The organism is Micromonospora globbae (assembly GCF_036184225.1).
In the GTDB taxonomy this organism is placed as follows: domain Bacteria; phylum Actinomycetota; class Actinomycetes; order Mycobacteriales; family Micromonosporaceae; genus Micromonospora; species Micromonospora globbae.
Genome location: NZ_CP108084.1, coordinates 3,462,098 through 3,484,727, shown reverse-complemented (window position 1 = coordinate 3,484,727; position 22,630 = coordinate 3,462,098). Strand labels below are relative to the sequence as shown.

The 22,630-nt window shown below is 72.9% G+C and carries 23 protein-coding genes; 13 read left to right on the top strand and 10 right to left on the bottom strand.

Annotated elements, in window-relative coordinates; translation table 11 throughout:
* Window positions 1–62 precede the first annotated feature (62 nt).
* Genes OG994_RS15370 through OG994_RS15360 form a run of 3 tightly spaced genes read left to right on the top strand, consistent with a single transcriptional unit; the run spans window position 63 to window position 1,597 of the window.
* Window positions 63–494 carry a hypothetical protein gene (locus OG994_RS15370; protein WP_328850100.1) on the top strand — a complete coding sequence of 144 codons (432 nt, stop codon included), beginning with the start codon at window positions 63–65 and terminating at the stop codon, window positions 492–494.
* On the top strand, window positions 491–1,087 hold the full coding sequence (locus tag OG994_RS15365) for a TlpA family protein disulfide reductase (protein ID WP_328850098.1): 597 nt from the start codon (window positions 491–493) through the stop codon (window positions 1,085–1,087). Before OG994_RS15370 ends, OG994_RS15365 begins: the two co-directional genes overlap by 4 nt.
* 54 nt (window positions 1,088–1,141) lie before the next feature.
* Window positions 1,142–1,597, top strand: coding sequence for a VOC family protein (locus tag OG994_RS15360; RefSeq protein WP_328850097.1), 456 nt, complete (start codon window positions 1,142–1,144; stop codon window positions 1,595–1,597).
* Window positions 1,598–1,646: 49 nt separating this feature from the next.
* Here OG994_RS15360 and OG994_RS15355 read toward each other — a convergent pair whose 3' ends face one another.
* From OG994_RS15355 to OG994_RS15345, 3 genes are all read right to left on the bottom strand, one after another.
* The gene (locus tag OG994_RS15355; RefSeq protein WP_328850096.1) at window positions 1,647–2,276 is read right to left on the bottom strand and encodes a CG0192-related protein; all 630 of its coding nucleotides are present in this window, start codon (window positions 2,274–2,276) and stop codon (window positions 1,647–1,649) included.
* A gap of 137 nt (window positions 2,277–2,413) precedes the next feature.
* On the bottom strand, window positions 2,414–3,757 hold the full coding sequence (locus OG994_RS15350) for a glycoside hydrolase family 18 protein (protein ID WP_328850095.1): 1,344 nt from the start codon (window positions 3,755–3,757) through the stop codon (window positions 2,414–2,416).
* Between the two features lie 113 nt (window positions 3,758–3,870).
* Complete coding sequence (locus OG994_RS15345; RefSeq protein WP_328850094.1) at window positions 3,871–4,845, bottom strand: helix-turn-helix domain-containing protein; 975 nt, start codon at window positions 4,843–4,845, stop codon at window positions 3,871–3,873.
* A 237-nt stretch (window positions 4,846–5,082) separates the two neighbouring features.
* Here OG994_RS15345 and OG994_RS15340 point away from each other — a divergent pair, with 237 nt between their 5' ends.
* On the top strand, window positions 5,083–6,009 hold the full coding sequence (locus OG994_RS15340; RefSeq protein ID WP_328850093.1) for an MBL fold metallo-hydrolase: 927 nt from the start codon (window positions 5,083–5,085) through the stop codon (window positions 6,007–6,009).
* 121 nt (window positions 6,010–6,130) lie between these two features.
* On the opposite strand, the gene OG994_RS15335 is transcribed toward OG994_RS15340, so the two are convergent.
* The 3 genes from OG994_RS15335 to OG994_RS15325 all read right to left on the bottom strand — a co-directional run bounded on the left by OG994_RS15335 (window position 6,131) and on the right by OG994_RS15325 (window position 10,777).
* Window positions 6,131–7,396, bottom strand: coding sequence for a phospholipase D-like domain-containing protein (locus OG994_RS15335; protein ID WP_328850092.1), 1,266 nt, complete (start codon window positions 7,394–7,396; stop codon window positions 6,131–6,133).
* A 90-nt stretch (window positions 7,397–7,486) separates the two neighbouring features.
* A complete protein-coding gene (locus tag OG994_RS15330; RefSeq protein ID WP_328850091.1) occupies window positions 7,487–8,206 on the bottom strand; it encodes a hypothetical protein in 720 nt (239 codons plus the stop codon).
* A gap of 132 nt (window positions 8,207–8,338) precedes the next feature.
* The gene (locus OG994_RS15325) at window positions 8,339–10,777 is read right to left on the bottom strand and encodes a hypothetical protein (protein ID WP_328850090.1); all 2,439 of its coding nucleotides are present in this window, start codon (window positions 10,775–10,777) and stop codon (window positions 8,339–8,341) included.
* A gap of 601 nt (window positions 10,778–11,378) precedes the next feature.
* On the opposite strand from OG994_RS15325, the gene OG994_RS15320 reads away from it, so the two are divergent.
* Window positions 11,379–12,173: a S1 family peptidase gene (locus OG994_RS15320; RefSeq protein ID WP_120331523.1), complete on the top strand. Its 795-nt coding sequence runs from the start codon at window positions 11,379–11,381 to the stop codon at window positions 12,171–12,173.
* Between the two features lie 117 nt (window positions 12,174–12,290).
* The gene (locus OG994_RS15315) at window positions 12,291–13,529 is read left to right on the top strand and encodes a phospholipase D-like domain-containing protein (protein ID WP_328850089.1); all 1,239 of its coding nucleotides are present in this window, start codon (window positions 12,291–12,293) and stop codon (window positions 13,527–13,529) included.
* 6 nt (window positions 13,530–13,535) lie between these two features.
* Here OG994_RS15315 and OG994_RS15310 read toward each other — a convergent pair whose 3' ends face one another.
* Complete coding sequence (locus OG994_RS15310) at window positions 13,536–14,390, bottom strand: helix-turn-helix transcriptional regulator (RefSeq protein ID WP_396843274.1); 855 nt, start codon at window positions 14,388–14,390, stop codon at window positions 13,536–13,538.
* Window positions 14,391–14,485: 95 nt separating this feature from the next.
* Here OG994_RS15310 and OG994_RS15305 point away from each other — a divergent pair, with 95 nt between their 5' ends.
* Entirely contained in the window at window positions 14,486–14,854 is a 369-nt protein-coding gene (locus OG994_RS15305; RefSeq protein WP_120331500.1) for a nuclear transport factor 2 family protein, read from the top strand.
* A 52-nt stretch (window positions 14,855–14,906) separates the two neighbouring features.
* On the opposite strand, the gene OG994_RS15300 is transcribed toward OG994_RS15305, so the two are convergent.
* Both OG994_RS15300 and OG994_RS15295 read right to left on the bottom strand, forming a co-directional pair.
* Window positions 14,907–15,236 (bottom strand): nuclear transport factor 2 family protein, encoded by a 330-nt coding sequence (locus OG994_RS15300; RefSeq protein WP_120331499.1) that lies wholly within the window; start codon window positions 15,234–15,236, stop codon window positions 14,907–14,909.
* 196 nt (window positions 15,237–15,432) lie between these two features.
* Window positions 15,433–15,918, bottom strand: coding sequence for an FBP domain-containing protein (locus OG994_RS15295; protein WP_120331498.1), 486 nt, complete (start codon window positions 15,916–15,918; stop codon window positions 15,433–15,435).
* Window positions 15,919–15,975: 57 nt separating this feature from the next.
* On the opposite strand from OG994_RS15295, the gene OG994_RS15290 reads away from it, so the two are divergent.
* Window positions 15,976–16,542 carry a TetR/AcrR family transcriptional regulator gene (locus OG994_RS15290; protein ID WP_120331497.1) on the top strand — a complete coding sequence of 189 codons (567 nt, stop codon included), beginning with the start codon at window positions 15,976–15,978 and terminating at the stop codon, window positions 16,540–16,542.
* 97 nt (window positions 16,543–16,639) lie between these two features.
* Window positions 16,640–17,281 carry a M23 family metallopeptidase gene (locus OG994_RS15285; RefSeq protein WP_328850087.1) on the top strand — a complete coding sequence of 214 codons (642 nt, stop codon included), beginning with the start codon at window positions 16,640–16,642 and terminating at the stop codon, window positions 17,279–17,281.
* 22 nt (window positions 17,282–17,303) lie between these two features.
* On the opposite strand, the gene OG994_RS15280 is transcribed toward OG994_RS15285, so the two are convergent.
* A complete protein-coding gene (locus OG994_RS15280; RefSeq protein WP_328850086.1) occupies window positions 17,304–18,476 on the bottom strand; it encodes an alanine--tRNA ligase-related protein in 1,173 nt (390 codons plus the stop codon).
* Between the two features lie 509 nt (window positions 18,477–18,985).
* Here OG994_RS15280 and OG994_RS15275 point away from each other — a divergent pair.
* The 4 genes from OG994_RS15275 (at window position 18,986) to OG994_RS15260 (ending at window position 22,588) form a co-directional block, all read left to right on the top strand.
* Window positions 18,986–19,552 carry a cysteine hydrolase family protein gene (locus tag OG994_RS15275; RefSeq protein ID WP_120331494.1) on the top strand — a complete coding sequence of 189 codons (567 nt, stop codon included), beginning with the start codon at window positions 18,986–18,988 and terminating at the stop codon, window positions 19,550–19,552.
* Between the two features lie 154 nt (window positions 19,553–19,706).
* Window positions 19,707–20,033 carry a hypothetical protein gene (locus OG994_RS15270; protein WP_328850085.1) on the top strand — a complete coding sequence of 109 codons (327 nt, stop codon included), beginning with the start codon at window positions 19,707–19,709 and terminating at the stop codon, window positions 20,031–20,033.
* 185 nt (window positions 20,034–20,218) lie between these two features.
* Window positions 20,219–21,718, top strand: a complete 1,500-nt coding sequence (locus tag OG994_RS15265; RefSeq protein ID WP_120331492.1) for a CehA/McbA family metallohydrolase domain-containing protein — start codon at window positions 20,219–20,221, stop codon at window positions 21,716–21,718.
* Between the two features lie 111 nt (window positions 21,719–21,829).
* The gene (locus OG994_RS15260; protein ID WP_328850084.1) at window positions 21,830–22,588 is read left to right on the top strand and encodes a DinB family protein; all 759 of its coding nucleotides are present in this window, start codon (window positions 21,830–21,832) and stop codon (window positions 22,586–22,588) included.
* Window positions 22,589–22,630: the final 42 nt, after the last annotated feature.

Below are 22,630 nucleotides of genomic sequence, written 5' to 3'. Positions count from 1 at the left end.
GTTCCGGGGCGGTGGACCGCGTGCCACCGCCCCGGGCCACGCCCCGATCCATGGGAGGACACATGCGGCGCGTGCTGTCGGCGCTGATGCTGCCGTCGCTGCTCACCGCTGCGCTGGCCGCGTGCGACGACGCCGAGGAGGCCCGGTCGCCGATGACCGTGCGGGTGCTCGTCCGGGACATCAACATCCGGCCGGAGGGCGTCGAGTGCGCCGGTACCGGCCCCTACACGCACTTCCACAACCGGGCGCCGTTCCAGGTGACCGACGACGCGGGCGGGGTCCTCGCCGAGGGCGCCCTGCCCCCGGGCACCTCCGTGGCGACCTTCGAGGAGGACCTGGGGGTGGAGCGCGTGCCGACCTACTGCGAGTTCGCGGTGCCCGTCACGGTGGCCGCCCGGGACACCTACCGGCTGGTGGTCGACGGCCACCCGCCGATCGCCCTCACCCCGAACGACAGCGAGGGACCGGCGCTGGTCGCGGTGGTGCCGTCGTGACCCGGGGGTACGGCGTCCGCGCGGTCGCCGCCGTGCTGGCGCTGTCGGCGGTGCTCGCCTCGACCGCCTGCACCGACGAGGGCGGCGCACCCGCGCCGGCCGCGCCGGTGGCCGGTGGGGCGGCCGCGCTGCCGGGGCCTGCGCCGGCCGGGCTGGCGCTGCGTCCCGCCCCCTCCGGCGCGCCGGCCGCGCCCGCCGTCACCGGTACGCTCACCGACGGCAGCCCGGTCACCCTCGCCGACCTGTGGGCCGACCGCCCGGTCGTGCTGGTCTTCTTCAGCTCGTGGTGCACGGCCTGCGCCCAGCGGCAGGACGCCCTGAGCGAGCTGGCGCGCACCCACCGGGACTCGGTCGTGTTCGTCGGGGTGGTCACCGAGGACGAGGAGCAGGATGTCCAGCGGTTCCTGCGGGAGCACCGGGTGGAGTACCCGGTCGTCGTCGACCCGGACGGCGCCATCTGGCGGTCGTACGCGGTCCGCGAACCTCCGGCCGTGGCGCTGGTCGCCAAGGGTGGCGCGCTGCTGCGGGGCTGGCCGGGAGGGATCGACGCGGGCGCCCTCGACCGGGCGCTGCGCGAGCTGGTGCTGGCCTAGGGGCCGGTTGCGCGAGTGGATGGGTCTGTCAGACCTGCTTGGGATGCTCCGCGCATGGAGATGACCGTGCAGCTGACGATCGACTGCTCCGATCCGCAGCGAATGGTGGCTTTCTGGGCCGAGGCCCTGGGCTACGTGCCCGAGCCCGCGCCGGCCGGGCACGCCACGTGGCGTGCCTACTGGATGGCGGCGGGCGTGCCGGAGGCGGAGTTGCCGGCCGGTGCCGGGGACATCCCGGAATCGATCGTCGATCCGGCGGGACGTGGACCGAGGGTGTGGTTCCAGCAGGTTCCGGAGCCGAAGGTCGCGAAGAACCGGTGGCACTTCGACCTGAAGGTCGGCGGGGGCCGTGACGTCCCTCTGGACGTCCGCACGCAGCGGGTCACGGCTACGGTGGAACGGCTGGTCGAAGCTGGTGCCACCGTGCTGCGGACCAAGGACGAGCCGGACACGGGGCTCTACGCCGTCGCCATGCAGGACCCCGAGGGCAACGAATTCGACGTCGTCTGAGGGCCGTCTTCGCGGCCGGCTCCGGGCGGCCGTCCCGCCGTGGCGGGAGTCAGCGCACCGTGGCGTACGCCAGCGTGAGCGGGGTCTCCTGGCCCTCCCACGAGCCGGTGAGCCGGCTTCCCGACGGGTCGACGTGGTCGTCCAGCCGCCGCACCACCGCCAGTTCGAGCGGGCCGGCGACGATGCGGGTGGGGTCGCCGTCCTCGACCCGGTCGACCGAGTCGACGTGCGGCACCTCGGCCGGCCGGGCACCGTCGACGGTGATGGCCATGCTGAGCTCCCGGTACTCGCGCCGGCCGTCCACCTCGAAGTACTCCCGCGCCTGGTCCGCGCCGGCGAGGACGGCATCCGCCAGCGCCGCCGCGTAGACCGGGTCGCCGCAGCCGTCGTAGACCCAGCGCCGGCCCAGCACGGAGTGCTCGCAGGTGCCCACGAGCCAGGCCTCGGCACCGTCCAGCGGCGCGCCCCGGTAGGTCAGCGGCACCTGGTAGACCGGCCCGGCGCCGGCCCGCACGAGGAAGGTCTCGATCCCGACCTCACCGGCCGGGTCGTCGAAGCGGTACGACGCGACGCGCGCGATGTCGGCCGCCGCGCCCTCGAACCAGGAACGACCGGGCAGCCACGCGGCGACGAGTTCGAGCTTGGAGGGACGCAGTTCCGCGCGGTGCAGCAGGGCCATACGCGGATCATAGGGGCCGCGCCACGGCCCGCCGCGGCCGGCACCGCGGCCCGCCCGGCGGGGAGGAGCCCGCAACGGACGGACCGCCCGGACCACCCCGCCGCCGGCCGGGGTGCGGTCGGCGGCGGGACGTGCGGCTACCGCCCGGTGAGCCCCAGGCTCATCGTCCTGGTCAACGTGGCGTTGTCGTCGTCCCCGTCGAGCGACCAGGCCATCGCCCCGGCCAGGCCGGCCCGCCGGATGTACAGCGTCTTCTGGAGCACCACGGCCGGGTCGTCGTACGTCCAGAACGTCGTGCCGTCGAACAGCCAGGCGTGCCCGCCGCGGAGATCGCGGTGGACGGTGAAGCCGTTGCCGGCCAGGGTCTTGAGCTTCCGGTAGTCCTCGTACCCCGGCTCGAAGGTGGCCGGCGCGGGACCGGCCGCCGGCTGGAACAGCCCGTTCCCGCCGCCGGTGACGCCGGTCCAGCCACGGCCGTAGTAGGGGATGCCGAGCACCAGCTTGTCGCGCGGCGCGCCCCGGGCGATCCAGCCGTCGATCGCCACCTCGACCGAGAAGTCGGGGTCGTCCGGTGCTCCCCTCGGCACGCGCAGCGCCGACTGCTGGTTGGTCACGGCGTCCCAGGAGCCGTGGAAGTCGTATCCCTGCACCGTGGCGAAGTCCAGGTACCGGAAGATCTTGCGACCTTCGTACCCGGCGTCCATGGCCGCCGGGTTGGCCGGCAGGAACGCGGTGAGCGCGTAGTGCCGGTGGGTCTGCCGTCCGTACGCGTCGAGCTGTCGGCGGAACTCGGCGAGCAGCTTGGTGAAGTTCTGCCGGTCCTCGGGGCGGACCACGTTGCCGGGTTCGCCCGGCCAGTTCGGCCACTCCCAGTCCAGGTCGATGCCGTCGAAGACGCCGGCGGCCGCGCCCGGGCCGCCGCTGCCGCCGTCGAGGACCGGCAGGTTGCCCTTGAGGTAGAGGTCGATGCAGGAGGCCACGAACGCCCGGCGGGACGCGTCGGTGCGGGCGGCGTTCGAGAAGTACGTGGACCAGCTCCAGCCGCCCAGCGAGATGAGCACCTTCAGGTGGGGGTGGCGGGCCTTGAGCTTGGCCAGCTGGCCGAGGTTGCCGTTGAGCGGCTCGCCCCAGGTGTCGGCCACACCGTCGACGCTCTCCTCCGCCGGCACGGGGCGCTGGTAGTCGGCCCAGGCGTCGCCCTCACCCGGCCCGCCGTCCACATAGCAGCGACCGTCCTCGCTCACGTTGCCGAACGCGTAGTTCACGTGGGTGAGGCGGCTCGCGGCGCCGGAGGTGTCGAGCTTTTTCACCGGGAAGGCCCGGTCGTAGATGCCCCACTGGGTGAAGTAGCCGACCCGGAGGTGGCCGGCACGGCGGTTCACGCTGTCACCCGCGCTCGCGGCGGTCGCCGGGACGGCGGTGACCAGCACGGTCGCCAGGGCGACGAGGGCGGTGAGGCGGCGGTGGCGGGATGGTCGCATCGGCACTCCCCGGACGGACGGGCCAAATAGTTAGGAGACCTTTCTGATTGATGAAGCTAAGCCGATCACTACCCGGGGTCAAGAGTCGACGGCGGGACCGCGGTCGCGAACGCTCATCCCTGGGCGCCCGCCCGCGAGCGGAACCGGGCCCGGTAGGCCTGGGGCGAGACGCCCAGCTCGCGGCGGAAGGTCTGCCGCAGGTTGGCGGCCGAGCCGAGGCCGGTGCGCCGGGCGATCCGTTCGACCGAGTCGTCGCCGGTCTCCAGCAGCCGCTGCGCGGCGAGCACCCGTTCCCGGGTCAGCCACCGGTGCGGGCTCATCCCGGTGAGCCGGTGGAAGCGGCGGGCCAGCGTACGCGGGCTCATGTGCGCCCGCGCCCCGAGCGCGGTCAGCGACCACGGCTGGTCCAGGTGCCGCCGCATCCAGTCCAGAAGCTCCGGCACCGGGTCACCGGGGTCCGGGTCGAGCGGCACGTCGACGAACTGCGCCTGCCCGCCGCTGCGGTGGCCGGCGAGCACGAGCCGGCGGGCCAGCGCGGCGGCGGCGTCGGCGCCGAAGTCGCCCCGGACGACGTGCAGCGCGAGGTCGATGCCCGCCGACATGCCGGCCGCCGTGAGGACGCCTCGGTCGTCGACGAAGAGCGCACGGGGATCCACGCGGGCGGCCGGGAAGAGCGAGGCCAGCAGCGGGGCCGTCGACCAGTGCGTCGTGACGCGACGGTGGTCGAGGAGACCGGCGTGGCCCAGCAGGAACGCCCCGGTGCAGACCGACATGACGCGCGCTCCCCGGTCGTGCGCGCGCCGCACCGCCGTGAGCAGCGGTCGCGGCGGGACCTCGTGCTCCTTCGTCCAGCCGGGCACGACGAGCAGGTCCGCCGCCTCGGCCGCGTCGAGGCCGTACGGCGCGTGGACGGTGACGCCGCCGTCCAGCTCGACCTGCCCTGGGACCGCCGCGCACGTCCTGGTCCGGTACCACGACCCGAACCGGGCGGAGTAGTCCACCCCGAAGATCTCGTTGACCGTGACGAAGTCGAAGCTACCCGCCCCGGGATAGGCCAGCATGGCCACGGTGGGCCCGTCGAGCGGCATCCCCGAACCTCCTGCACCGCGGCCGGGGCTCCGGGAGCGGAAGCCGGTCCGTCGGCCGCGACACACAGGGTAGAGGGGCCCGACGTGCCCGACGGCGGTGCTGTCCGGTCACGTGTCGACAGGATCCGGTCACGTCCCCGGCGGCACGGTCCGCGTACGCCTGTGGCGCTCCTACCGTGTGGCCGGGCCCGGCGGGACGCCGAGGCCGTCACGGGAGGCACGGATGGAGGCAGCGGCATGGGGGACACGGGTGGCGCGTTCGGACGAAGGGCTCTCCTGCTCGCCGCGGCGGTGGGCGTGACCGGTTCGCTGGGTGTCGGGGGGAGGGCCGGCGCCGCCCCCGCGCGGTGGGCGGCCACGTCCCGCAGGGTCGGCGCGTTCACGGTGACGCCGCTGCTGGACGCCGCGGGACCGTTCTTCCTCGACCGGCAGGCCGCGTTCCCCGCGGCGACGCCCGCCGACTGGGCCCGCGCCCGACGCCTCGACCCGGAGGCGTTCGGCCCGGGGGAGAGCTGGCAGCTCGACTTCCGCTGCTTCGTCGTACGCGGCCCGCGCGGCCGGCTGACCCTCGTCGACACCGGCGTGGGGCCGGACGGCAGTCCCGCCGCGGCGTGGGCGCCGACCCCGGGCCGGTTGCCCACCGAACTCGCGCACGCCGGGATCGACCCGGCGGACGTCGACACGGTGGTGCTGACCCACCTGCACGAGGACCACTTCGGCTGGTCCGTCGACCGGAACGGGGAGCCGATGTTCCCCAACGCCCGCTACGTGGTGCAGCGGCGGGAGACCGAGGCGCTGCCCGCCGGAGACGCGGCCCTGGCGTACGTCGTGGAGCCGTTGCGCGCGGCCGGGCAACTGCACGAGGTGGACGGCGTGACGCGGCTCGCCGCCGCGGGGCGGTCGGGGGTCCGCGTCGTGCCCACGCCCGGTCACACCCCGGGTCACCAGTCCGTCGTCGTCGAGGGCCGCCACGAGCAGGTCATCGTCACCGGGGACGTCCTGGTGCACGCGGTCCAGCTCGTCGACCCGGACGTGGCCTACCGCTTCGAGGCGGACGCCGAGGCCGCGCGCCGGACGCGGCGGCGGCTGCTCGACGAGGCCGGGGTCCGCCGCACGGTCCTGGCCACCGCGCACCTGAACCGGCCCTGGGTGGAACTCGGGTGACCCGGCCCGCGGGTGTCGACCTGACCGGCCCTGCGTGCCGGCGCGTCACCCGCGGCGGCATTGCCGAGCGGGGCCGGCCCGGACGGTGGGGGGGCCGTCCGGGCCGGCAGTCGGACGGGGGTCAGGCGCAGGTCGCCGTACGGCCGTTGGCGACGGAGCGGATCCCCGGGGTGTCGCGGACCGTGCGGAAGTTGGCCCGGAAGGCGTTGAACACCGCCGTGTCCTCGAGTTGCAGCAGGGTCTCGTCGGACTGCCGCAGCGAGTTGTAACTGAGGTTGTGGCTGCCGACCCAGGTGATGGTGCGGTCGGGGCCGCCGTAGTACTTCCCCTCGACCTGCAGGTACTTGCTGTGCGTCCAGACGCTGTCGCCGACGCAGTAGTACCTCACGATCGGCCCGCCGTAGGGGCTGCTCGTGGCGGCCAGGAGGTTCTTCATGGAGGTGACCTCGGAGTTGCTGCCCGGGTCGTACCGCTGCACGACCTCGACGTAGCAGCCCGCGTTGTCCAGCGCCCAGAGCTTCGCGGCGACGTACGTGCGGCTGAAGATGGTCTGGTTGACCCGGATGATGGTGCGGTGGGTGCCGTCCTGCGTGCCCACGACGGAGTTGCCGAAGCAGTCGACGTTGTCGAGCACCGTCATGATCGTGTCTTCGCTCGGGTCGTTGTACGGCTGGCCGTTGCTCTCCCGGCGCGGATAGAAGTGGATCTTCGCGTTGCCGGAGGTCACGGCGGGCCGCCCGGTGTCGTAGTAGTCGTTGTTGACCACGCGTGCCCGCAGGTCGTCGAAGTAGCCGCTGTAGGCGTTGTAGATGCCCGTGTTGCCGACGAGCACGAGCGCGGCGTTCCAGCCGCCCAACCCGTCCCGGCCGGTGTGCAGGTTGGCCGTCGACTGCACCACCACGTTCGAGGCGCCCTGGGTGCTGGAGAACAGCAGGAACTTGTTGTGGTTGATCGACTCGACGTCGTTCAGGGCCCGGCTGCCGATGCACCCGCGACCGGGCGGGCAGAACAGGATCCACGACGCCGCGCTCAGGTTGGTGCCCAGCGCCGCCACCAGGGACGCGTACGGCGCCGTCGTACGGTCCGCGTCGTTGAAGATCACCTGGACGTTCACGCCCCGGTTCTTCGCCGCGATCAGGGCGTTGGGCACCGTGGCGTCGGTCGCGTAGAACATCGCCATCCTGATGCGGGAGCCGGCGGGAGCCCCGTTGACCAGTTCGACGATCCGCGTCTGGATCGCCGCCTTCTCGGCGGCCGTGCCGATGGGGTTGTTGAAGACGGCGGTGGTGGTCGGTGCCGCGACGGCGGGGCGTATGCCGACGGACGATCCGGTGGCCACGAGGCACACGGACACGGCCAACAAGGCCACGGCTCTGCGTAGGGACATGGGCCCTCCCGGGACGGCGACTCGCGGCGCCTGCCGCTAGAAGTACGACGGCCATCAATATATGTCGCGGCACCGTCCCTTGTGGTCCGTCTACAGGTCCGCGCACCCCGTCTCGTCGGGCAGCAGCGGACGTGGCCGCACCTGCCACACCCGGCCCTCGCTGCGCCAGCGGGCTCCCGCGTCGGCGGTCGCCCGCCGGACCGCGTCGAGGTCGGCTCCCCGGAGGACGAGGCAGGTGGATCCGGCGGATTCCGGGAGAGGCTCGCCGGACAGGCGGGGCAACGGCCAGGGCCGGGCGGGTTCCGCCGGGTCGGCCGGCGTGGCGATGACGGCGACGGCCGCCGGCCGGTACTCGGTCGCCGACGCGTTGGCGTACGCGGCGAGGGCCGCCCGCAGCCGGGTGGCCGAGGGGTCGGACCGGGGGAGGGTGACGGTACGCCGCCCGTCGGCCGAGCCGACGACGACGCGGACCACGGGTTCGTCGGGGTTCTCCGTCGGCCGGTCGCGCAGTGCGGCGGCGTCGCCGTACAGGTCGCGTACGCCCTCGTCCGGGACCGTGCTCTCGCGCAGCCGCGGCCAGCCACCGCTGGCGCCGGTGGCGACGCTGACGAGCCGGCCGTCTCCGAACAGGGAGAAGCTCGGGGGAATCGCCGCCGTGCCGCCCGGCGGCACCATGCCGGGCAGCTCGTTCAGCCGCAGCACCAGCGCGCCACCACCGGTCGGCGGCGCCGGGGCGCCGTCGCAGGCCGCGGTCGTGCCCGCGGCGGCCAGCAGGGCCGGCACGGCGAGCAGGGCCAGCGGTCGGTGCATCGGTCGCCTCCGTGTCCTGGTCACGACGGGTCGGACGTCGCGGCGGCGCCGCCGGTTCCGCCCGGGCGGGACGGCCCGTCCCGGGAGCGCGCGGGGCGCCCCCGGGACGGGCCGTCCGGATTCCTCTGGCGGTCAGGCCCGGCTGAGCGTGTAGCTGCCGGAGCCCGCCTTGTTGACGACGACCACGCCGTACCAGGCGCTGACGGTCGGGGTGAAGGTGAGCGTCTCGGTCGCGCCGGCGCCGCCGGCCGTCGCGGAGGCCACCGCGCTCGACCGGGGACGGATCCAGGTGGCCGAGTTGGCGTCGCTGGACATGAGGAACAGTTCGGCGTCCTGGCCGGAGTTGGTGGCCGCCACCGAGATGGTGACCGGCACGCCGGCGGTCAGGTACGTGTCCCGCACCGTGACCACGTTGTTCGTCCCCATGGTGATCGTGCTGCTGCCGGCGTTCAGCACGGTGGTGCCCTGGGCGAGCTCGATGCGGTAGCCGCCACCGCCGGACCAGTTGGTCACCCGGGGGTAGTAGTCGCCCAGCGCCCGGCGGTTGGAGTCCACCGCGACGAAGTCGATGGTGGTGCCGCCCGCGGCGCTGCCACTCAGGTACGTGCCCTGCGCCCGGTCGTCGTAGAGCTGGAGGTCGAGGTCACCGGAGTTCGGCTTGAGCGCGACCACCGACCAGTAGACCGACGAGGTCGAGTAGCCGAAGTTGTGCGGCGGCGTCGGCGTCGGGCGGGTCAGCGGGGCGTAGTTGCCCAGCGGGTCGCGGAACTGGTAGTCGATCGTGTTCTGGTAGACGGAGGCGCGGGCGCCGGAGTCCGCCACGTTGAACCCGTCGGCCGTGCGGTCGGCCCAGAAGCTCGCGAACGTGGTGGAGTTGTGCCACCGGGAGGTGGTCCAGATGTTCCACGGTCCCTCGCCGTACCGGTCCCAGGTCGCCTCGTTGGTGGAGTCGGTGATGTCGATGAGCGCGGCGGCGACGCGGCCCTCGGTGGTGTCGCCCTCGCCCCAGCCGTTGCCCCAGCTCGCGTTCTCCAGGTTGACGGAGGCGCCGCTCGGCCAGCGGAAGAACGGGTCGTTGTAGACGGTCGCGGGGAACCACTCCGCCCACCCCTCCGTCCACGCGCAGCCCGCGGAGCTGGTGCCGGTGACGCTGTGCGGGTTGCAGTTCGGCGCCGAGGGGAAGTTGTCGTTGTAGAGGTCGTCCATCACGGCGTGGCCGATCTCGTGCACCACGGTGATGGGGGAGTTCGGGTCGTCGGCGGCCAGGTGGACCTGGTTGCTGCCCAGGTTGTAGTACGTGCCGTCGGTCGAGTCCGGCGCCCAGTTGACGACGACCTGCCGGCAGCTCGCGTCGTCCTGGTCCCAGCAGAGGTTGTTCGGCTTCGGGATCCACAGCCACGCGTCGTTCGCGGAGTCGAACGCGTGCAGGCCGCGCTGCAGCGCGCCGTCGGCGGCCGTGAGGGAGCCGAGGTTGAGCACGCTGCCGGTGGCCACGTCGTTGGTCGTCCCGGTCTGGAACGACAACGGGTTGCCGCCGCGCTGCACGCGCCAGAGCGAGTTCGAGGTGATGAAGCGGACGTAGATGTCGGCGGTGCCGCTGTCCGGGAAGCCCTCGACCTGGGAGTCGAAGCAGATGTTGTAGTTGCCGGCGCCGTCGGTCACCCCGGTGGCGAGCAGCGAGTCGCCGAAGACGTCGTCGTCCCAGACCTGCACCTGGATGTTCATCTGGTTGTGCCAGTTGCCGTTCTGGTCCTGGAAGCTCCAGTTGCCGACCACCCGGGTGTCGCACGGCGCCTGGGGGCTGATCACGGTCAGGCCCTTGGCCTTCGCCTCGGCCCGTGCCTCGCCGGCGACGCTCGGCACGCCGACGCTCTGCGGCTTCTGTCCGGCGGGCCGCGGCGCGCGGTCGGTGGTGGGTATGGACCTCGTGGCGTTGTCGCCGGCGGGAGCTGCGTGCCCGAGCCGGGACAGCCCCGGCTTCTCGCCGATGGTGAGGAAGACGTCGTCCTGCCCGGCCTGCACGTCCCCGCCGTACGGCGCGGTGGCGCGCGCCTGGATCTGCACGCGGCCGGCCCCGACCGCGCGGACCACGCCGCTGAACGCCGCGCTGTCGCCGGCGCGCAGGGCACGGGTCGTCCGCGCCACGGACACCTCGCCGGCCCGCTCCGGCGCGACGCTCCGGCGCTCCTGGACACCCAGCCCGGCCGGCGCCTCGACCCACTCCAGCTCCGGCGGGAGGGTGACGCTGATGTCGCTCGGCCCGATCTTCCCCGCGGCGCGCACGGTGACCTTCAGGGTCGCCGTCTCGCCCACCGCGGGCGTCCGGTCCAGCTTCGCCTCGACGCCCAGGCAGCTCAGCATCTCGTCCTTGGTGCTCTTGCCGGCCGACGGGCGCAGCCCGCAGGTGTCGCCGGTCGCCGGCTGGTAGGCCGGTGTGGTGCGGGCCTTCGCGCCCTCACCCGGATCCGCGGCGTGCGCCGGCGCGGCGACGCTCGCGACCGCCACCATGACGCCCGGCACGAGCACGGCGAGCGCCGTTCTCGCGGGCCTGGTGGCCTTCGTACCGAACATTGACGTTCCTCCCCACGGAAGATCGGGTCGTCGTCGATCCCGAATCGGTCGGGCCGCTCTCCGGCCCCGGAGTGAGCATCCGTATTCCGCGGCGTTCGACAAAGCCTTTGACCGGTTGGCGACATGCCGATGAACCGTCCCGGTGAGTCGCCGTCGGCGTGGATTTCGCCGGCCCGTTCGTGCCCGGGCCGCCTCGGAAGGGACAGTGCCCTAACCTGCTGCGGGGCGCCGGTGTGTCGATTCCTGGACAGGCCCGCGTCGCCTTTCCGGCTTTCCTGACCGTGCCACCGGATCGTCCGATGTCGAAGGTGGCCGCATGGCCGGTGCGGGTCGGTTTCCCAGCGACGGGAAATGCGGCCGGCATTCGCATTCGACGGTCCGCTCCTCGTGAATACCGCGCTAATTCCCGACACACGGAAATGGATGCTCCGCCGGCTCGGGTCTCGGTGTGGGGTCGTGGGTCCGCGCGGGGCGGAGCCCGGGTCATAAGCGCGCGATACGACCCAGAGGGTATGGGTCGACATCTATTGATCTCAATATGATGACGACATCGTCAACCAGGTGCGCGCGAGGCGTGCCGGTCTTCGAAGCGGAGGAACGCATGGTTCGCTGGCGCACCCTCACCGGCCTGTTGGCCGCCGCGTTGGCCGCGGTGACCGCGGCCAGCGTCACCGTCGCGGCGCCGGCCGCCGCGGACGGCGGCACGATGACCCCGTACGTCGTCGGCGGCACCCGCGCCGCCCAGGGCGAGTTCCCCTTCATGGTGCGGCTCTCCATGGGCTGCGGCGGGGCGCTGTACAGCCCGCGGCTGGTGCTCACCGCCGCGCACTGCGTGGGCGCCACCGGCGCGAACACCAGCATCACGGCCACGCTCGGTGTGGTCGACCTCCAGTCGTCGAGCCGGATCACCGTCCGCTCGAACTACGTCTACCGGGCTCCCGGCTACAACGGCAACGGCAAGGACTGGGCGCTGATCCGGCTGGCCACGCCGGTCACCGGGCTGAGCACGCTGAAGATCGCGAACACGACCGCGTACGACAACGGCACGTTCACGGTCGCGGGATGGGGCGCCGCACGGGAGGGCGGCCCGCAGCAGCGGTACCTGCTCAAGGCGACCGTTCCCTTCGTGGACGACACCACCTGCAACTCCTACTACCGGGGCCAGATCATCCCGGCCGAGGAGATCTGCGCCGGCTACGCCAGCGGTGGGGTGGACACCTGCCAGGGCGACTCGGGCGGACCGATGTTCCGCCGCGACGCCACCAACGCCTGGATCCAGGTCGGCATCGTGAGCTGGGGCAACGGCTGCGCCCGACCCAACTACCCGGGCGTCTACACCCAGGTGAGCTACTTCGCCTCGGCGATCGCGTCGGCCGCCGCGAGTCTCGGCGGCTGACCGTACGGGCGATCGGGCGGCCCGGCCGGCGAACGGCCGGGCCGCCCCGTGCCGTTCATGAAGAGTTCCGACGCATTGCATTGACGCACTGAAATATTCCGACGACGATGCCTGTCCATGACCACGACTCGTGCGCGTGCCGCCGTCCGCCGTACCCTGGTCTGCCTCCTCGCCGCGCTCTGCGCGGTGACGGCGCCGGTCGCGGTGGTGCCCGCCGCGGCGGCCCCCGTCTCCGCCGCGTCGGCCACCCTCGCCGGCCACCCGGTGTGGGCACACTTCACCAACCCGACCGCCGGCCGCGACTACACCATCCTCACCGAGCTGCAACGGCTGATCGACGCGGCGCCCGCCGGTTCCACGGTGCGCGGCGCCATCCACTCCATCAGCGTGGACTCCGTCGCCGACGCCCTGGTGCGCGCCCAGAACCGTGGCGTCACCGTGCGGGTCCTGCTCGACGGGAAGAACGCCACCTCGGCCGACCCCGCGATCGCCACCATCCGGCAGCTCAGCGACCACCAGTTCTGCACGAACAGCAACGGGGGCCGCGGCTGCATCAGCACGAGCGCCGACGGTGACATGCACACCAAGCTGTTCACGTTCACCAGCACCACCGACCCGAACGGCGTGGCCCGCAGCAACGTGGTCTGGTTCGGGTCGAGCAACCTCACGTACGCCACGGGCCCGGACGCGTTCAACAACGCGATCACCGTGTACGGGGACGCGGCGCTCGCCGCCGGGCTCAACGCCAACTTCACCGACATGTGGAACCGCCGGCACTACAGCGGCAACGACTACTACGACTCCGCCTCCGGACGCGGCTACTACCAGGCGGCCGCGGCCGACGCGTACGCCTCACCGGAGGCGGCGGGGCAGACGGACACCATCGTGACCCGCCTCAACGACCTCACTCCCGACGCCGACTGCCGCCTCCGCGTCGGCATGGCGGCGGTGACCACGGGACGGCCGCGGATCGTCGACCTCGTCACGCGCTTCCGCGCCGCCGGCTGCAAGGTGTGGATGGCGGTCGGCACGAACGCCGACGGCGGCATCGCGATGAGCCAGTCCGTCTACGACGAACTGCTCGCCGCCGGCGTGGCCATCCGCCGCAAGGACAAGGTGCACGACAAGTTCTTCCTCGCGTACGGCCGGTACGGCACCGCGTACCAGTACCGCGTCTACACGGGCTCGCAGAACTGGACGCAGGACGCGCTCAGCGAGAACGACGAGATCTTCGTGAAGATGGCGCCGGAGACGGGCGCCACGCACCCGCTCTACGACGCGTACTACGCGCACTTCAACGAGGCGTACAACACCGGGGTCACCTGCACGCGGAGCACGTACCCCTGCCGGTCCTGACGAGGCTCACCCCTCGACGCCCCCGTCGTCGGCCAGGCGGCGGAGCGTCGCGGCGGTCGCCCGGTCGGCGGGGAGGAACGCCTCGACGGCGAGGCCGGCCACGGTCACGTCGAGGGGAGTGCCGAACACGGTGGTGGTGCCCAGGAAGGCCAGGTCCTGGTCGCCGTACCGGTAGCGCAGCGGCACGGCGACCGTCCCCGCCGGGTCGTCGGCCGCCGGCCGGTCCTCCCCGCCGGGGTAGCCGCGCAGCTCGTCGTAGAGGTCCGCGAGCCCGGCGTCGGCGGTGGCCGCCACCTGCTCCCGCAGCCGGTGCAGCAGGTGCGCCCGCCACTGGCCGAGGTTGCGGATGCGGGGAGCCATGCCGTCCGGATGCAGGCTGAGCCGCAACACGTTGACCGGCTCCACCAGCAGGTGCGCGGCGGATCCCGCCGTGAACAGGGCCACGGCCGCGTTGGCCTCCACGAGGTGCCAGTGCTGGTCGACGAGGACGGCGGGGAACGGACCGTGCGCGTGCAGGACCTGCCGGACCGCCTCGCGGACCGGAGCCAGCTCGGGGCCGTCGAGACCGTGCGCGGAGTGCGCCGGGGCGTAGCCACCGGCGAGCAGGAGCGCGTTGCGGTCGGCGAGGGGCACGTCGAGGTGCTCGGCCAGCCGGAGGATCAGATCGGGGCTCGGCCGGGACCGGCCGGTCTCCACGAAGCTGAGGTGCCGGGTCGAGACGCCCGTGCCGACCGACAGGTCGAGCTGGCTGAGACGACGGCGCCGACGCCAGTCGCGGAGAAGCTCACCTACCGGTGCTCTCGGTATCGCCACCTGGGTCACGGTCCCCGACCCTAACGGCCGTGCCCGCCCACCGACCATTACCTCCGACGTAATCGACGCGCCCCCGTCCGAGCCGCGACGATCTCATCTCGAGACGCCGTACGTCGGCGTCGCGAGCAAACGGGAGGCAGATCATGGCGACGAACTTCGACGAGTTGGCCGGACGCTACATCGCGGTGTGGAACGAGACCGATCCGCAGCGGCGCCGGCGGGCCATCGACGACCTGTGGGCGGCCGACGCCCGGTACGTCGACCCCCTCGGTGTGGCCGAGGGTCGGGAGGCGATCGACCGCATGGTCGCCGCGGTGCAGCAGCAGTTCGCCGGGATGCGGTTCCGGGTGGCGGGGCCGGTCGACGGCCACCACGACCAGTTCCGGTTCACCTGGGAACTCGGCCCGGAAGGGAGCGAGGCGCCCGTCGTCGGCTTCGACGTGGCGGTGACCGACGGCGACGGCCGGCTGCGCGAGGTGTACGGCTTCCTCGACCGGGTCCCGACGGCCTGATCCGGCGCGGCCGACCGGGACGGGGTGCGGGCCCGACCCGCACCCCGTCCGGTCAGCTGATGCGCAGGCTCGCGATCCTGCCGTCCCGCAGGTGGAAGGTCATCGGGCCGGTGCCGTTGAAGCCGTTGCCGGACACCTTCAGGGTCACCACGTAGCTGTCCGGCTCGGAGCCGGGCTCGATGCCGAGGAACTCGAAGTGCGACTGCACGCCGATGTTGTCGGTGCGGTCCCAGCTGCGTACGCCGTCGTGGCCGTGGAACTCGCGGCCCCAGTCGTTGAGGTACGCGTCGTCGGTGAACGCGGCGACGAAGGCGTCGGAGTCGCCGCGGTTGGTGGCGTCGATGAACTCGCGGATCGCGGCGGGTACGTCGGTCGTGGTCATGTGCGGTATCTCCACGTCGTGCGCGGCGCGGACGGCGCGCGGGGACAGGCGAATGCGGACGAACGGAACGCCAGACTAACGACTCGCGCCCGTCGACGTTCCCGGCCGGTGGGCCATGACGGTGAGGCTCACCACGTGCGGGCCCGGGGCTGGTCGGTGACCGACCAGGAGCTGGCCGCCGGCATCCGCTCGGAGGTCAACCGGCGACGTTGGCGAGGAAGCCCAGCAGGTTGTTCCGGGTCCGCTCGACCTTCTCGGCCAGGGTCAGCGACTCCTCGATGCGACGCCCGGCGTCCTTGCGCCCCCGCAGGTAGAGCGAGCAGGCGAGGTCGGTGCAGATGTACGCGCCCACCGAGTTGCCCTGCCGCCCCGACGGGCCGGCCTTGCGGGCGGTCATGAGCGAGACCCCGTCGCCGGTGTGCGTCGTGAGACACAGCGAGCACATGCTGCGCCGCGCGTGCCCGGTGTGCGGGGCGACCCGCAGCGCCACGCCCACGAGCCCGGAGGCCGACTCGGCGACGAGGTACGCCCGCTGCGCCGCGGCGGGGTCGTGCCACCCGAAGAAGTCCAGGTCAGTCCAGGGCTGCGCGTCCAGGTCCCGGGGCACGGCCAGGCGCTTGGCCTCGCCCTTGCTGCAGTTGACGAAGGATGCCCGGATGGCGGATTCGGTGAGGGGAACCATAGGCGCTAGCCTAGTGCTACTAGGCAACCGATTAATTCTTCTAGCCGTGGAGGGCGCGTGACGCGTGCGGGGGTGACCGTCGACCGCCTCACCCGGGCAGCCGCCGAGCTGGCCGACGAGGTGGGCTACGAGAACGTGACCGTCTCGGCCCTCGCGCGCCGCTTCGGCGTCCGCGACGCGAGCCTCTACTCGCACATCAGGAGCGCCCACGATCTCCGGGTCCGGGTGGCGGCGCTGGCCCTCACCGAACTCGCCGACCGGGCCGCCGCCGCGCTCGCCGGCCGGGCCGGGAAGGACGCGCTGGTGGCCTTCGCGAACGCCTACCGGGACTACGCGAACCAGCATCCGGGCCGGTACGCGGCCATGCAGATGGACCTCGACGCGGACAGCGTGGCGGCGCCCGCGGCACGCCGGCACGCCGAGATGACGCGGGCGATCCTGCGGGGCTACCGGTTGGCGGAGCCCGACCAGACGGACGCCGTGCGGATGCTGCACAGCACGTTCCACGGATTCGTGAGCCTGGAGCGGACGGGCGGCTTCCGCCACCACCCGCGCGGGTCCGACGCCTCCTGGGCGCGGGCCCTCGACGCGCTCGACGCCCTCCTGCGCGCCTGGCCGCAGTGAGTCCGCCCTGACCGGGTGCCCGTGGCGGTGGCGCGACGGTCGCCGCCGGACGTGTCCGCGCCCGCCGCCTTGCCGGCGTCTGCCATGCTTCTGGCCGATGACCACCGGCCAACCACCCCGCCGCCATGCCCACCGACGTCCGCCGAGGCGGGCCACCCGCCTCGTCCTCGCGCTGGCCGCCGCCGCGGTGGTCGTGGCCGTCGCCGTGGTGGTCGTCCCGCTGCTGCGCCCGCCGGGGCCGCGCCCGCTCTTCCAGCTCCCCGTCGCCTGCGGCGAGACGTGGCAGCTCGGCACCTACCCGGGGCACGACGACTTCGACGTCGACCTGTTCCCCATCGAGGGCGAGGCGTGGGGAAGACCGGTGCTCGCCTCCGCCGCCGGGACGGTCACCGTGGCGGGGATCAACGGCTCCCTGGGCGGGCGTACGCCGGAGAACCCCGACGGGCCGCGCGGACGCGGCGGCGGCTACTGGGTGAAGATCGACCACGGGGGTCGCTGGGAGACCCAGTACCTGCACCTGCTCGAACCGCCGCTGGTGCGGGAGGGGCAGCGGGTCGAGCAGGGCGAGCAGATCGGAAAGGTCGGCAGCACCGGCAACTCCGGGGCCCCGCACCTGCACTACGAGCAGCGCCGCGGCTGGGAGAAGGTCGAGACCTGGTTCGACGGCGAACCGTCGGGCATCACCCACGACGACCGCGAGTACACGGTGCGGCGTACGAGCAACAACTGCGGCGCCTGAGGCGGACACCCCGCGTGGGGGGTCACGCCGCCTCGGCCACCAGCACGTCGACCAGGTCCCGGGGCAGGCCGTAGGTGTCGTGCAACCGGCGGTAGTCCTCGTCGCGCAGCGGCCCCCGCGACAGGTACCGGGAGACGATCGGCCGGCCACGCCGCAGCAGGCCCCGGAAGCGTCGCTCCTCGTCGACGAGCAGGGTACGCACCTCGTCGACCGGCAGGCTCTGCCGGAACCGGTCGAGGGTGTCCCCGATCGGCCCGTCCGGCAGGTCCGCGAGGCTCCGCGACGGGTCGTCCCGCCACAGCGCGGTGAGCGTCCGGCGGATCAGCCGGCGCAGCACGTACCCGCGACCGGTGTTCGAGGGACGGACCCCGTCGCCGAGGACGACCACGGCGGACCGGAGGTGGTCGCCGACCCGGCGCAGCGTCTCCTCGTCGGGGCGCCACAGGCCGGTGACGGTACGGACCCAGGGACGGAACGCCTCGCCCGCGAAGACCGACGAGTTGCCGTTCAGCACCATCTCCAGGCGCTCCAGACCCATCCCGGTGTCGACGTTCCGCTGCCGCAGCGGCACCAACCGGCCGTCGTCCCGCCGGTGGTAGCGCATCTGCACGTGGTTCCAGACCTCCATCCACCGCCCGTCGGTCCCCGGAGTGCCGACCGGCGGGGTGTCGCCGGTCCACAGGAAGATCTCCGAGTCGGGGCCGCACGGACCGGTCGGCCCGTTGGACCACCAGTTCTCCTGGCCGGTCAGCTCCACCGGTACGCCGAGCTCGCGCCACGTCTCCAACGAGGCGGTGTCCGGCTCCACGTGGTCGTCGCCGCCGAACACCGTCGCGTGCAGCCGGTCGTGGTCGATGCCGAAACCGTCGCGGAGCAGTTCGTAGCCCCACCGCAGGCTCCGTGGGCCGTCGTAGTCGCCGAGGGACCACGACCCGAGCATCTGGAAGACGGTGAGGTGGGTGGAGTCGCCGACCTCGTCCAGGTCGGTCGTGCGCAGGCAACGCTGGACGTTCACGAGGCGACGGCCGAGCGGGTGCGGGCGCCCCTCCAGGTAGGGCGTGAGCGGGTGCATCCCGGAGGTCGTGAAGAGCACCGGATCGTCCGGCGGCCGGACCAGCGAACTCTCGGGCAGCAGCAGGTGACCGCGCTCGCGGTAGAAGCCGACGAAGGTGTCGATGATGTCCTGCGGTGTCACGGCGGAACCTTTCGGGTCGGAGCGACCGGAAGGGATCCACGGGCACGGGACGGGCGTCCGGAGACGAGAAGGCCGGCGGACCGATTCCGGTCGCCGGCGGGAAGTCAGGAGGTCAGGCTGCGGCGACCGTCGAGCGGGTAGCTCGCGCGGCCGCGGCGGCGGAAAGCCTGACGATCTCCATGCCCCGCAGTCTATCTCGCCACCGACCCGACGCCCACCGGAAACGGCGCCCGCGCCGTATACCGGGCGGCCGGGGGACGCCCGGTGCCCGGCGCGGGCGGGTGGCACCGGCGCGTCCCGGTGCCGCGCCGGTGCCAGGTCTCCCAGGGGCGCCCCGGCACCCGCCTCAGAGCGCCGAGGCGGGGAACCTGGCGGATCGGTGCCGGTCGAAGCCGGCCCATCGGCTGGTGAGGGACGGTGGCCACCCGTACGGCGACCGGCCGTTTCTTGTCGGACGGCGGGTCTACCGTGGGCGGCACCGGATCTCCCGAGAAGCACCAGGAGCTGCAATGACCACCCTGCCCGACCGTCCGCACACCGCACTGCTCGTGATCGACGTCCAGAACGGGGTGGTCGCCGGCGCCCACAACCGTGACGGCGTCATCGCCAACATCAGGTCGCTCGTCGACCGGGCACGGGCCGAGGACGTGCCGGTCGTCTGGGTGCAGCACTCCGACGACGGGCTCGAGCGCGGCAGCGAGAGCTGGCAGTACGTGCCGGAGCTGGTCCGCGCCGAGGGGGAGCCGCTCGTCCACAAGCACTACGGGGACTCGTTCGAGGGCACCGAGCTGGAGGCGGTGCTCGCCGAGCGCGGCGTGGGGCGGCTCGTCGTGACGGGCGCCCAGACGGACGCCTGCATCCGTTCGACCATGCACGGCGCCTTCGTCCGGGGCTACGACGTGACGTTGGTGGGCGACGCCCACACGACGGAGGACCTGAGCGCCTACGGCGCGCCGCCGCCGGCCCAGGTGATCGCGCACACCAACCTCTACTGGCAGTGGCAGAGCGCACCCGGTCGCCAGGGCGGGACGGTCGACGCGGCGGACGTGACGTTCGCGCCGATTCCGGTGGGCTGAGCGCTTTCCATCCGACCGCCGGCAGCGCGTCGTCGACACGGCGCCACCACGGTGGCGCGACCGTGGCGATCGCCACCGTGGCCAGGGTGCTTGTTCCCGCAAGCAAATTGATGGAGGATCGCAGAGGCGTCCATCGATACCCTGGGAGGTTCCTGTGCGACGAACCGGAGCGAGGATCGGCGCGGCCCTGGCCGCGTCCGCGATGCTGGCCGGCGGACTCGGCGTCGCCGCGTCACCCGCGTCGGCCCAGCCGACGGGGCTCAGCTTCTACACCGCCAACTTCGGCGCCGAGGTGGCGCACGTCGACGCGCCGACCGGCGAGTGCACGCCGCTGCCGGCGACCGCGGCCGGTCACATCGGCTGGAGCGGCTTCACCGACGTCGTCCTCTACCGGACGACGGACTGCACCGGGTACGCGACCCACACCGGCACCCTGCGCACCTACGAGGCGGGGAAGTACCTGAGCTACCGCGCGTACTGAGCCGACGCGCCGCCGGCGGGCGGGACACCTCGCCCGCCGGCGGCCGGCTCGACCACCGCGCGCCGCTGCCGGACGCCCGCCCGCCCCTGTTCACCGGCTGCCCGCGCCGCGTACAGCGGCGATTCATCGCGCTTCCCGATGCTCTCCGTCGACACAGCAACTGCTGAATCGAGGAGCACGTCGTCTTGACGGACAAGGATCTGGAGCAGGTCGAGCAGTCCCGGCTCTCCCGGCGGCAACTGGTCAAGTACGCCGGCGTCGGCGCCACCCTGGCCGCCGCCGGCTCGGTGGTGGCGGCCACCCCCGCCTTCGCCGACGAGGAGGACGAGCGTGGCCGGAAGCCGGGCGACTCGCGCGGGCGGGTGTGGCGGGCCGGCGACCACCACGTCCACTCCGAGTACAGCGGCGAGTTCGACACCTCGTCGAACCCGCCCACCTTCCACAAGGGCGCCGACGCGGTCTACCCGATCGTGACCAACGCCATCATGGCCAAGAACTTCGGCCTGACCTGGGCCATGTGCACCGACCACGGTGGACCGACCCACTCGAAGGTCAACCTCGAGCAGGCGTACCCGGACCTCCTGCTGTCGCGCAAGCTGGTGCCCGAGGTGCTCCAGTTCTGGGGCATGGAGTTCGACGCGCCGTCGCTCGACCACCACACCCTCATGATCCCGCGGCACGCCGACGAGGCGAAGCAGCTGTTCGAGCTGGAGAGCCGGTTCGCCAAGTACGACGCGTTCCCCACCGACCCGGGCCGCGACACCGAGGCCAAGATGATCGAGTTCCTCAAGGTCGCGCGGGACATGCCGCTCAAGCCGCTGGTGATCGCGCACCACGCGTCCCGGTCCGCGCCGGGCCTCGGCGTGTACGGCCAGGACACCCCGCGGGAGTTCCGCAACGGCAACAACGTGGCGCCGGACGTGTACGTCGGTTTCGAGGGCGCGCCGGGGCACCAGGCGGGACCGCTCAACGGCGGCAAGCGCGGCGGCTACGGCAACTACCCGACCCACGGCGGCTTCGACCAGATGACGGCCCGCGTCGGTGGGCTGTGGGACTCCCTGCTCGGTGAGGGCCGGCGCTGGTGGATCACCGCCACCTCCGACTCGCACGTGCACTGGACGCGCGGCGGTTCCGACTTCTGGCCCGGCGAGTACAGCAAGACGTACGTGCTGGCCCGGCAGGACTACGCCGACATCATGGACGGCCTGCGCAACGGGCGCATCTGGGTCACCACCGGTGACCTGATCCGCAGTCTCGACCTCACGGCGACGTGCCAGGGCCGCACGGCCGAGATGGGCGAGACCATCAGCGTGAGCCGCCGCAACCGCACCGACGTGGAGATCGAGATCCGGTTCCGCCCGCTGGACGGCCGGAACGCCAACGGCGACCGTCCCGAGGTCCGGCGCGTCGACCTGATCGTCGGCAACATCACCGGCCCGAGCGCCGACGTCAACGCCGACACGAACCCGACGACCAGGGTGGTCGCCCGGTTCGGCCCGCGCGACTGGAAGCGGCAGGGCGCCGACCTCGTCATCCGGCACACGCTGCGCGACGTGGAGCAGGACATGTACGCCCGCGTCCGGGGCACCAGCACCGACGAGATGGAGCCGCTCGCCGACGGGCTCGAGAGCCCGTGGGACGACCTGTGGTTCTACTCGAACCCGGTCTTCGTCCGCGTGCGCTGACCGCACCGGCGGCGTCGTCGGCCCCGCGCCGGATCCCTCCGGCCGCGGGGCCGCCGGCCCGCCACCTGGGCGCGGAACCCGTCTGTCGGACCCCCCGTCCACAATCGCCGCATGGCCATGGAGCACACGCACACCGACGCCTTCCGCGGTGCCCGTTTCCACGTCGTCGACCTCAGTGGGGCGACGTTCCGCGAGTGTGACCTCTCCGGCGTCCGCGTCGTCGGTTCGCTCGTCACCGACCTGCGGGTCTCCCGGCACGCCGACGACGCCCGGGTCCTCGTCGACGACGTGGACGTCACGGCGTACGTCTCGGCCGAGCTCGACCGGCGGTATCCGGAGCGGGTGCAGGTCCGCGCCGTGCGCACCGCCGACGACCACCGCGCGATGTGGGAGACCGTCGAGCGTCTCTGGTCGGAGACGATCGCCCGGGCCGAGCGGCTGCCCGAGCCGCTGCGCCACGAGCGGGTCGACGACGAGTGGTCGTTCGTCGAGACGCTGCGGCACCTGACCTTCGCCATCGACCTCTGGGTCGGGCGGATGATCCTCGACGAGCCGGCGCCCTGCCACCGGCTCGGGCTGCCGCCGACCGACATCACCGGGCAGGACGCCGCCGACCTGGGCGTCGAGGTGAGTGCCCGCCCGTCGTACGCCGAGGTCCTGGCCGTGTACGACGGCCGCCGCGCGACGATGCGACGGGTCGTGGCGGGCGTGACCGACGCGCAGCTGGAGGAGATCCGCACGGCCGCGCTGACCGCCGCCTGGGGCGTGGAGTCGCACTCGGTGGACGACTGTCTGCGGGTCGTGCTGGACGAGCACATCGCGCACCGCCGGTACGCGCTGCGCGACCTCGCGCTGCTGGAGGCGCGCTGAGCGGCCGGCCCGGAGGCGCGCTGAGCGGTCGGCCCGGAGGCG

Excerpts from the sequence above, each read along its gene's own strand:
- OG994_RS15370 (WP_328850100.1), top strand. The coding sequence starts at position 63 with ATGCGGCGCGTGCTGTCGGCGCTGATGCTGCCGTCGCTGCTCACCGCT.
- OG994_RS15360 (WP_328850097.1), top strand. The coding sequence starts at position 1,142 with ATGGAGATGACCGTGCAGCTGACGATCGACTGCTCCGATCCGCAGCGA.
- OG994_RS15355 (WP_328850096.1), bottom strand. The coding sequence starts at position 2,276 with ATGGCCCTGCTGCACCGCGCGGAACTGCGTCCCTCCAAGCTCGAACTC.
- OG994_RS15350 (WP_328850095.1), bottom strand. The coding sequence starts at position 3,757 with ATGCGACCATCCCGCCACCGCCGCCTCACCGCCCTCGTCGCCCTGGCG.
- OG994_RS15345 (WP_328850094.1), bottom strand. The coding sequence starts at position 4,845 with ATGCCGCTCGACGGGCCCACCGTGGCCATGCTGGCCTATCCCGGGGCG.
- OG994_RS15340 (WP_328850093.1), top strand. The coding sequence starts at position 5,083 with ATGGGGGACACGGGTGGCGCGTTCGGACGAAGGGCTCTCCTGCTCGCC.
- OG994_RS15335 (WP_328850092.1), bottom strand. The coding sequence starts at position 7,396 with ATGTCCCTACGCAGAGCCGTGGCCTTGTTGGCCGTGTCCGTGTGCCTC.
- OG994_RS15330 (WP_328850091.1), bottom strand. The coding sequence starts at position 8,206 with ATGCACCGACCGCTGGCCCTGCTCGCCGTGCCGGCCCTGCTGGCCGCC.
- OG994_RS15325 (WP_328850090.1), bottom strand. The coding sequence starts at position 10,777 with ATGTTCGGTACGAAGGCCACCAGGCCCGCGAGAACGGCGCTCGCCGTG.
- OG994_RS15320 (WP_120331523.1), top strand. The coding sequence starts at position 11,379 with ATGGTTCGCTGGCGCACCCTCACCGGCCTGTTGGCCGCCGCGTTGGCC.
- OG994_RS15315 (WP_328850089.1), top strand. The coding sequence starts at position 12,291 with ATGACCACGACTCGTGCGCGTGCCGCCGTCCGCCGTACCCTGGTCTGC.
- OG994_RS15310 (WP_396843274.1), bottom strand. The coding sequence starts at position 14,390 with ATGGTCGGTGGGCGGGCACGGCCGTTAGGGTCGGGGACCGTGACCCAG.
- OG994_RS15305 (WP_120331500.1), top strand. The coding sequence starts at position 14,486 with ATGGCGACGAACTTCGACGAGTTGGCCGGACGCTACATCGCGGTGTGG.
- OG994_RS15300 (WP_120331499.1), bottom strand. The coding sequence starts at position 15,236 with ATGACCACGACCGACGTACCCGCCGCGATCCGCGAGTTCATCGACGCC.
- OG994_RS15295 (WP_120331498.1), bottom strand. The coding sequence starts at position 15,918 with ATGGTTCCCCTCACCGAATCCGCCATCCGGGCATCCTTCGTCAACTGC.
- OG994_RS15285 (WP_328850087.1), top strand. The coding sequence starts at position 16,640 with ATGACCACCGGCCAACCACCCCGCCGCCATGCCCACCGACGTCCGCCG.
- OG994_RS15275 (WP_120331494.1), top strand. The coding sequence starts at position 18,986 with ATGACCACCCTGCCCGACCGTCCGCACACCGCACTGCTCGTGATCGAC.
- OG994_RS15260 (WP_328850084.1), top strand. The coding sequence starts at position 21,830 with ATGGCCATGGAGCACACGCACACCGACGCCTTCCGCGGTGCCCGTTTC.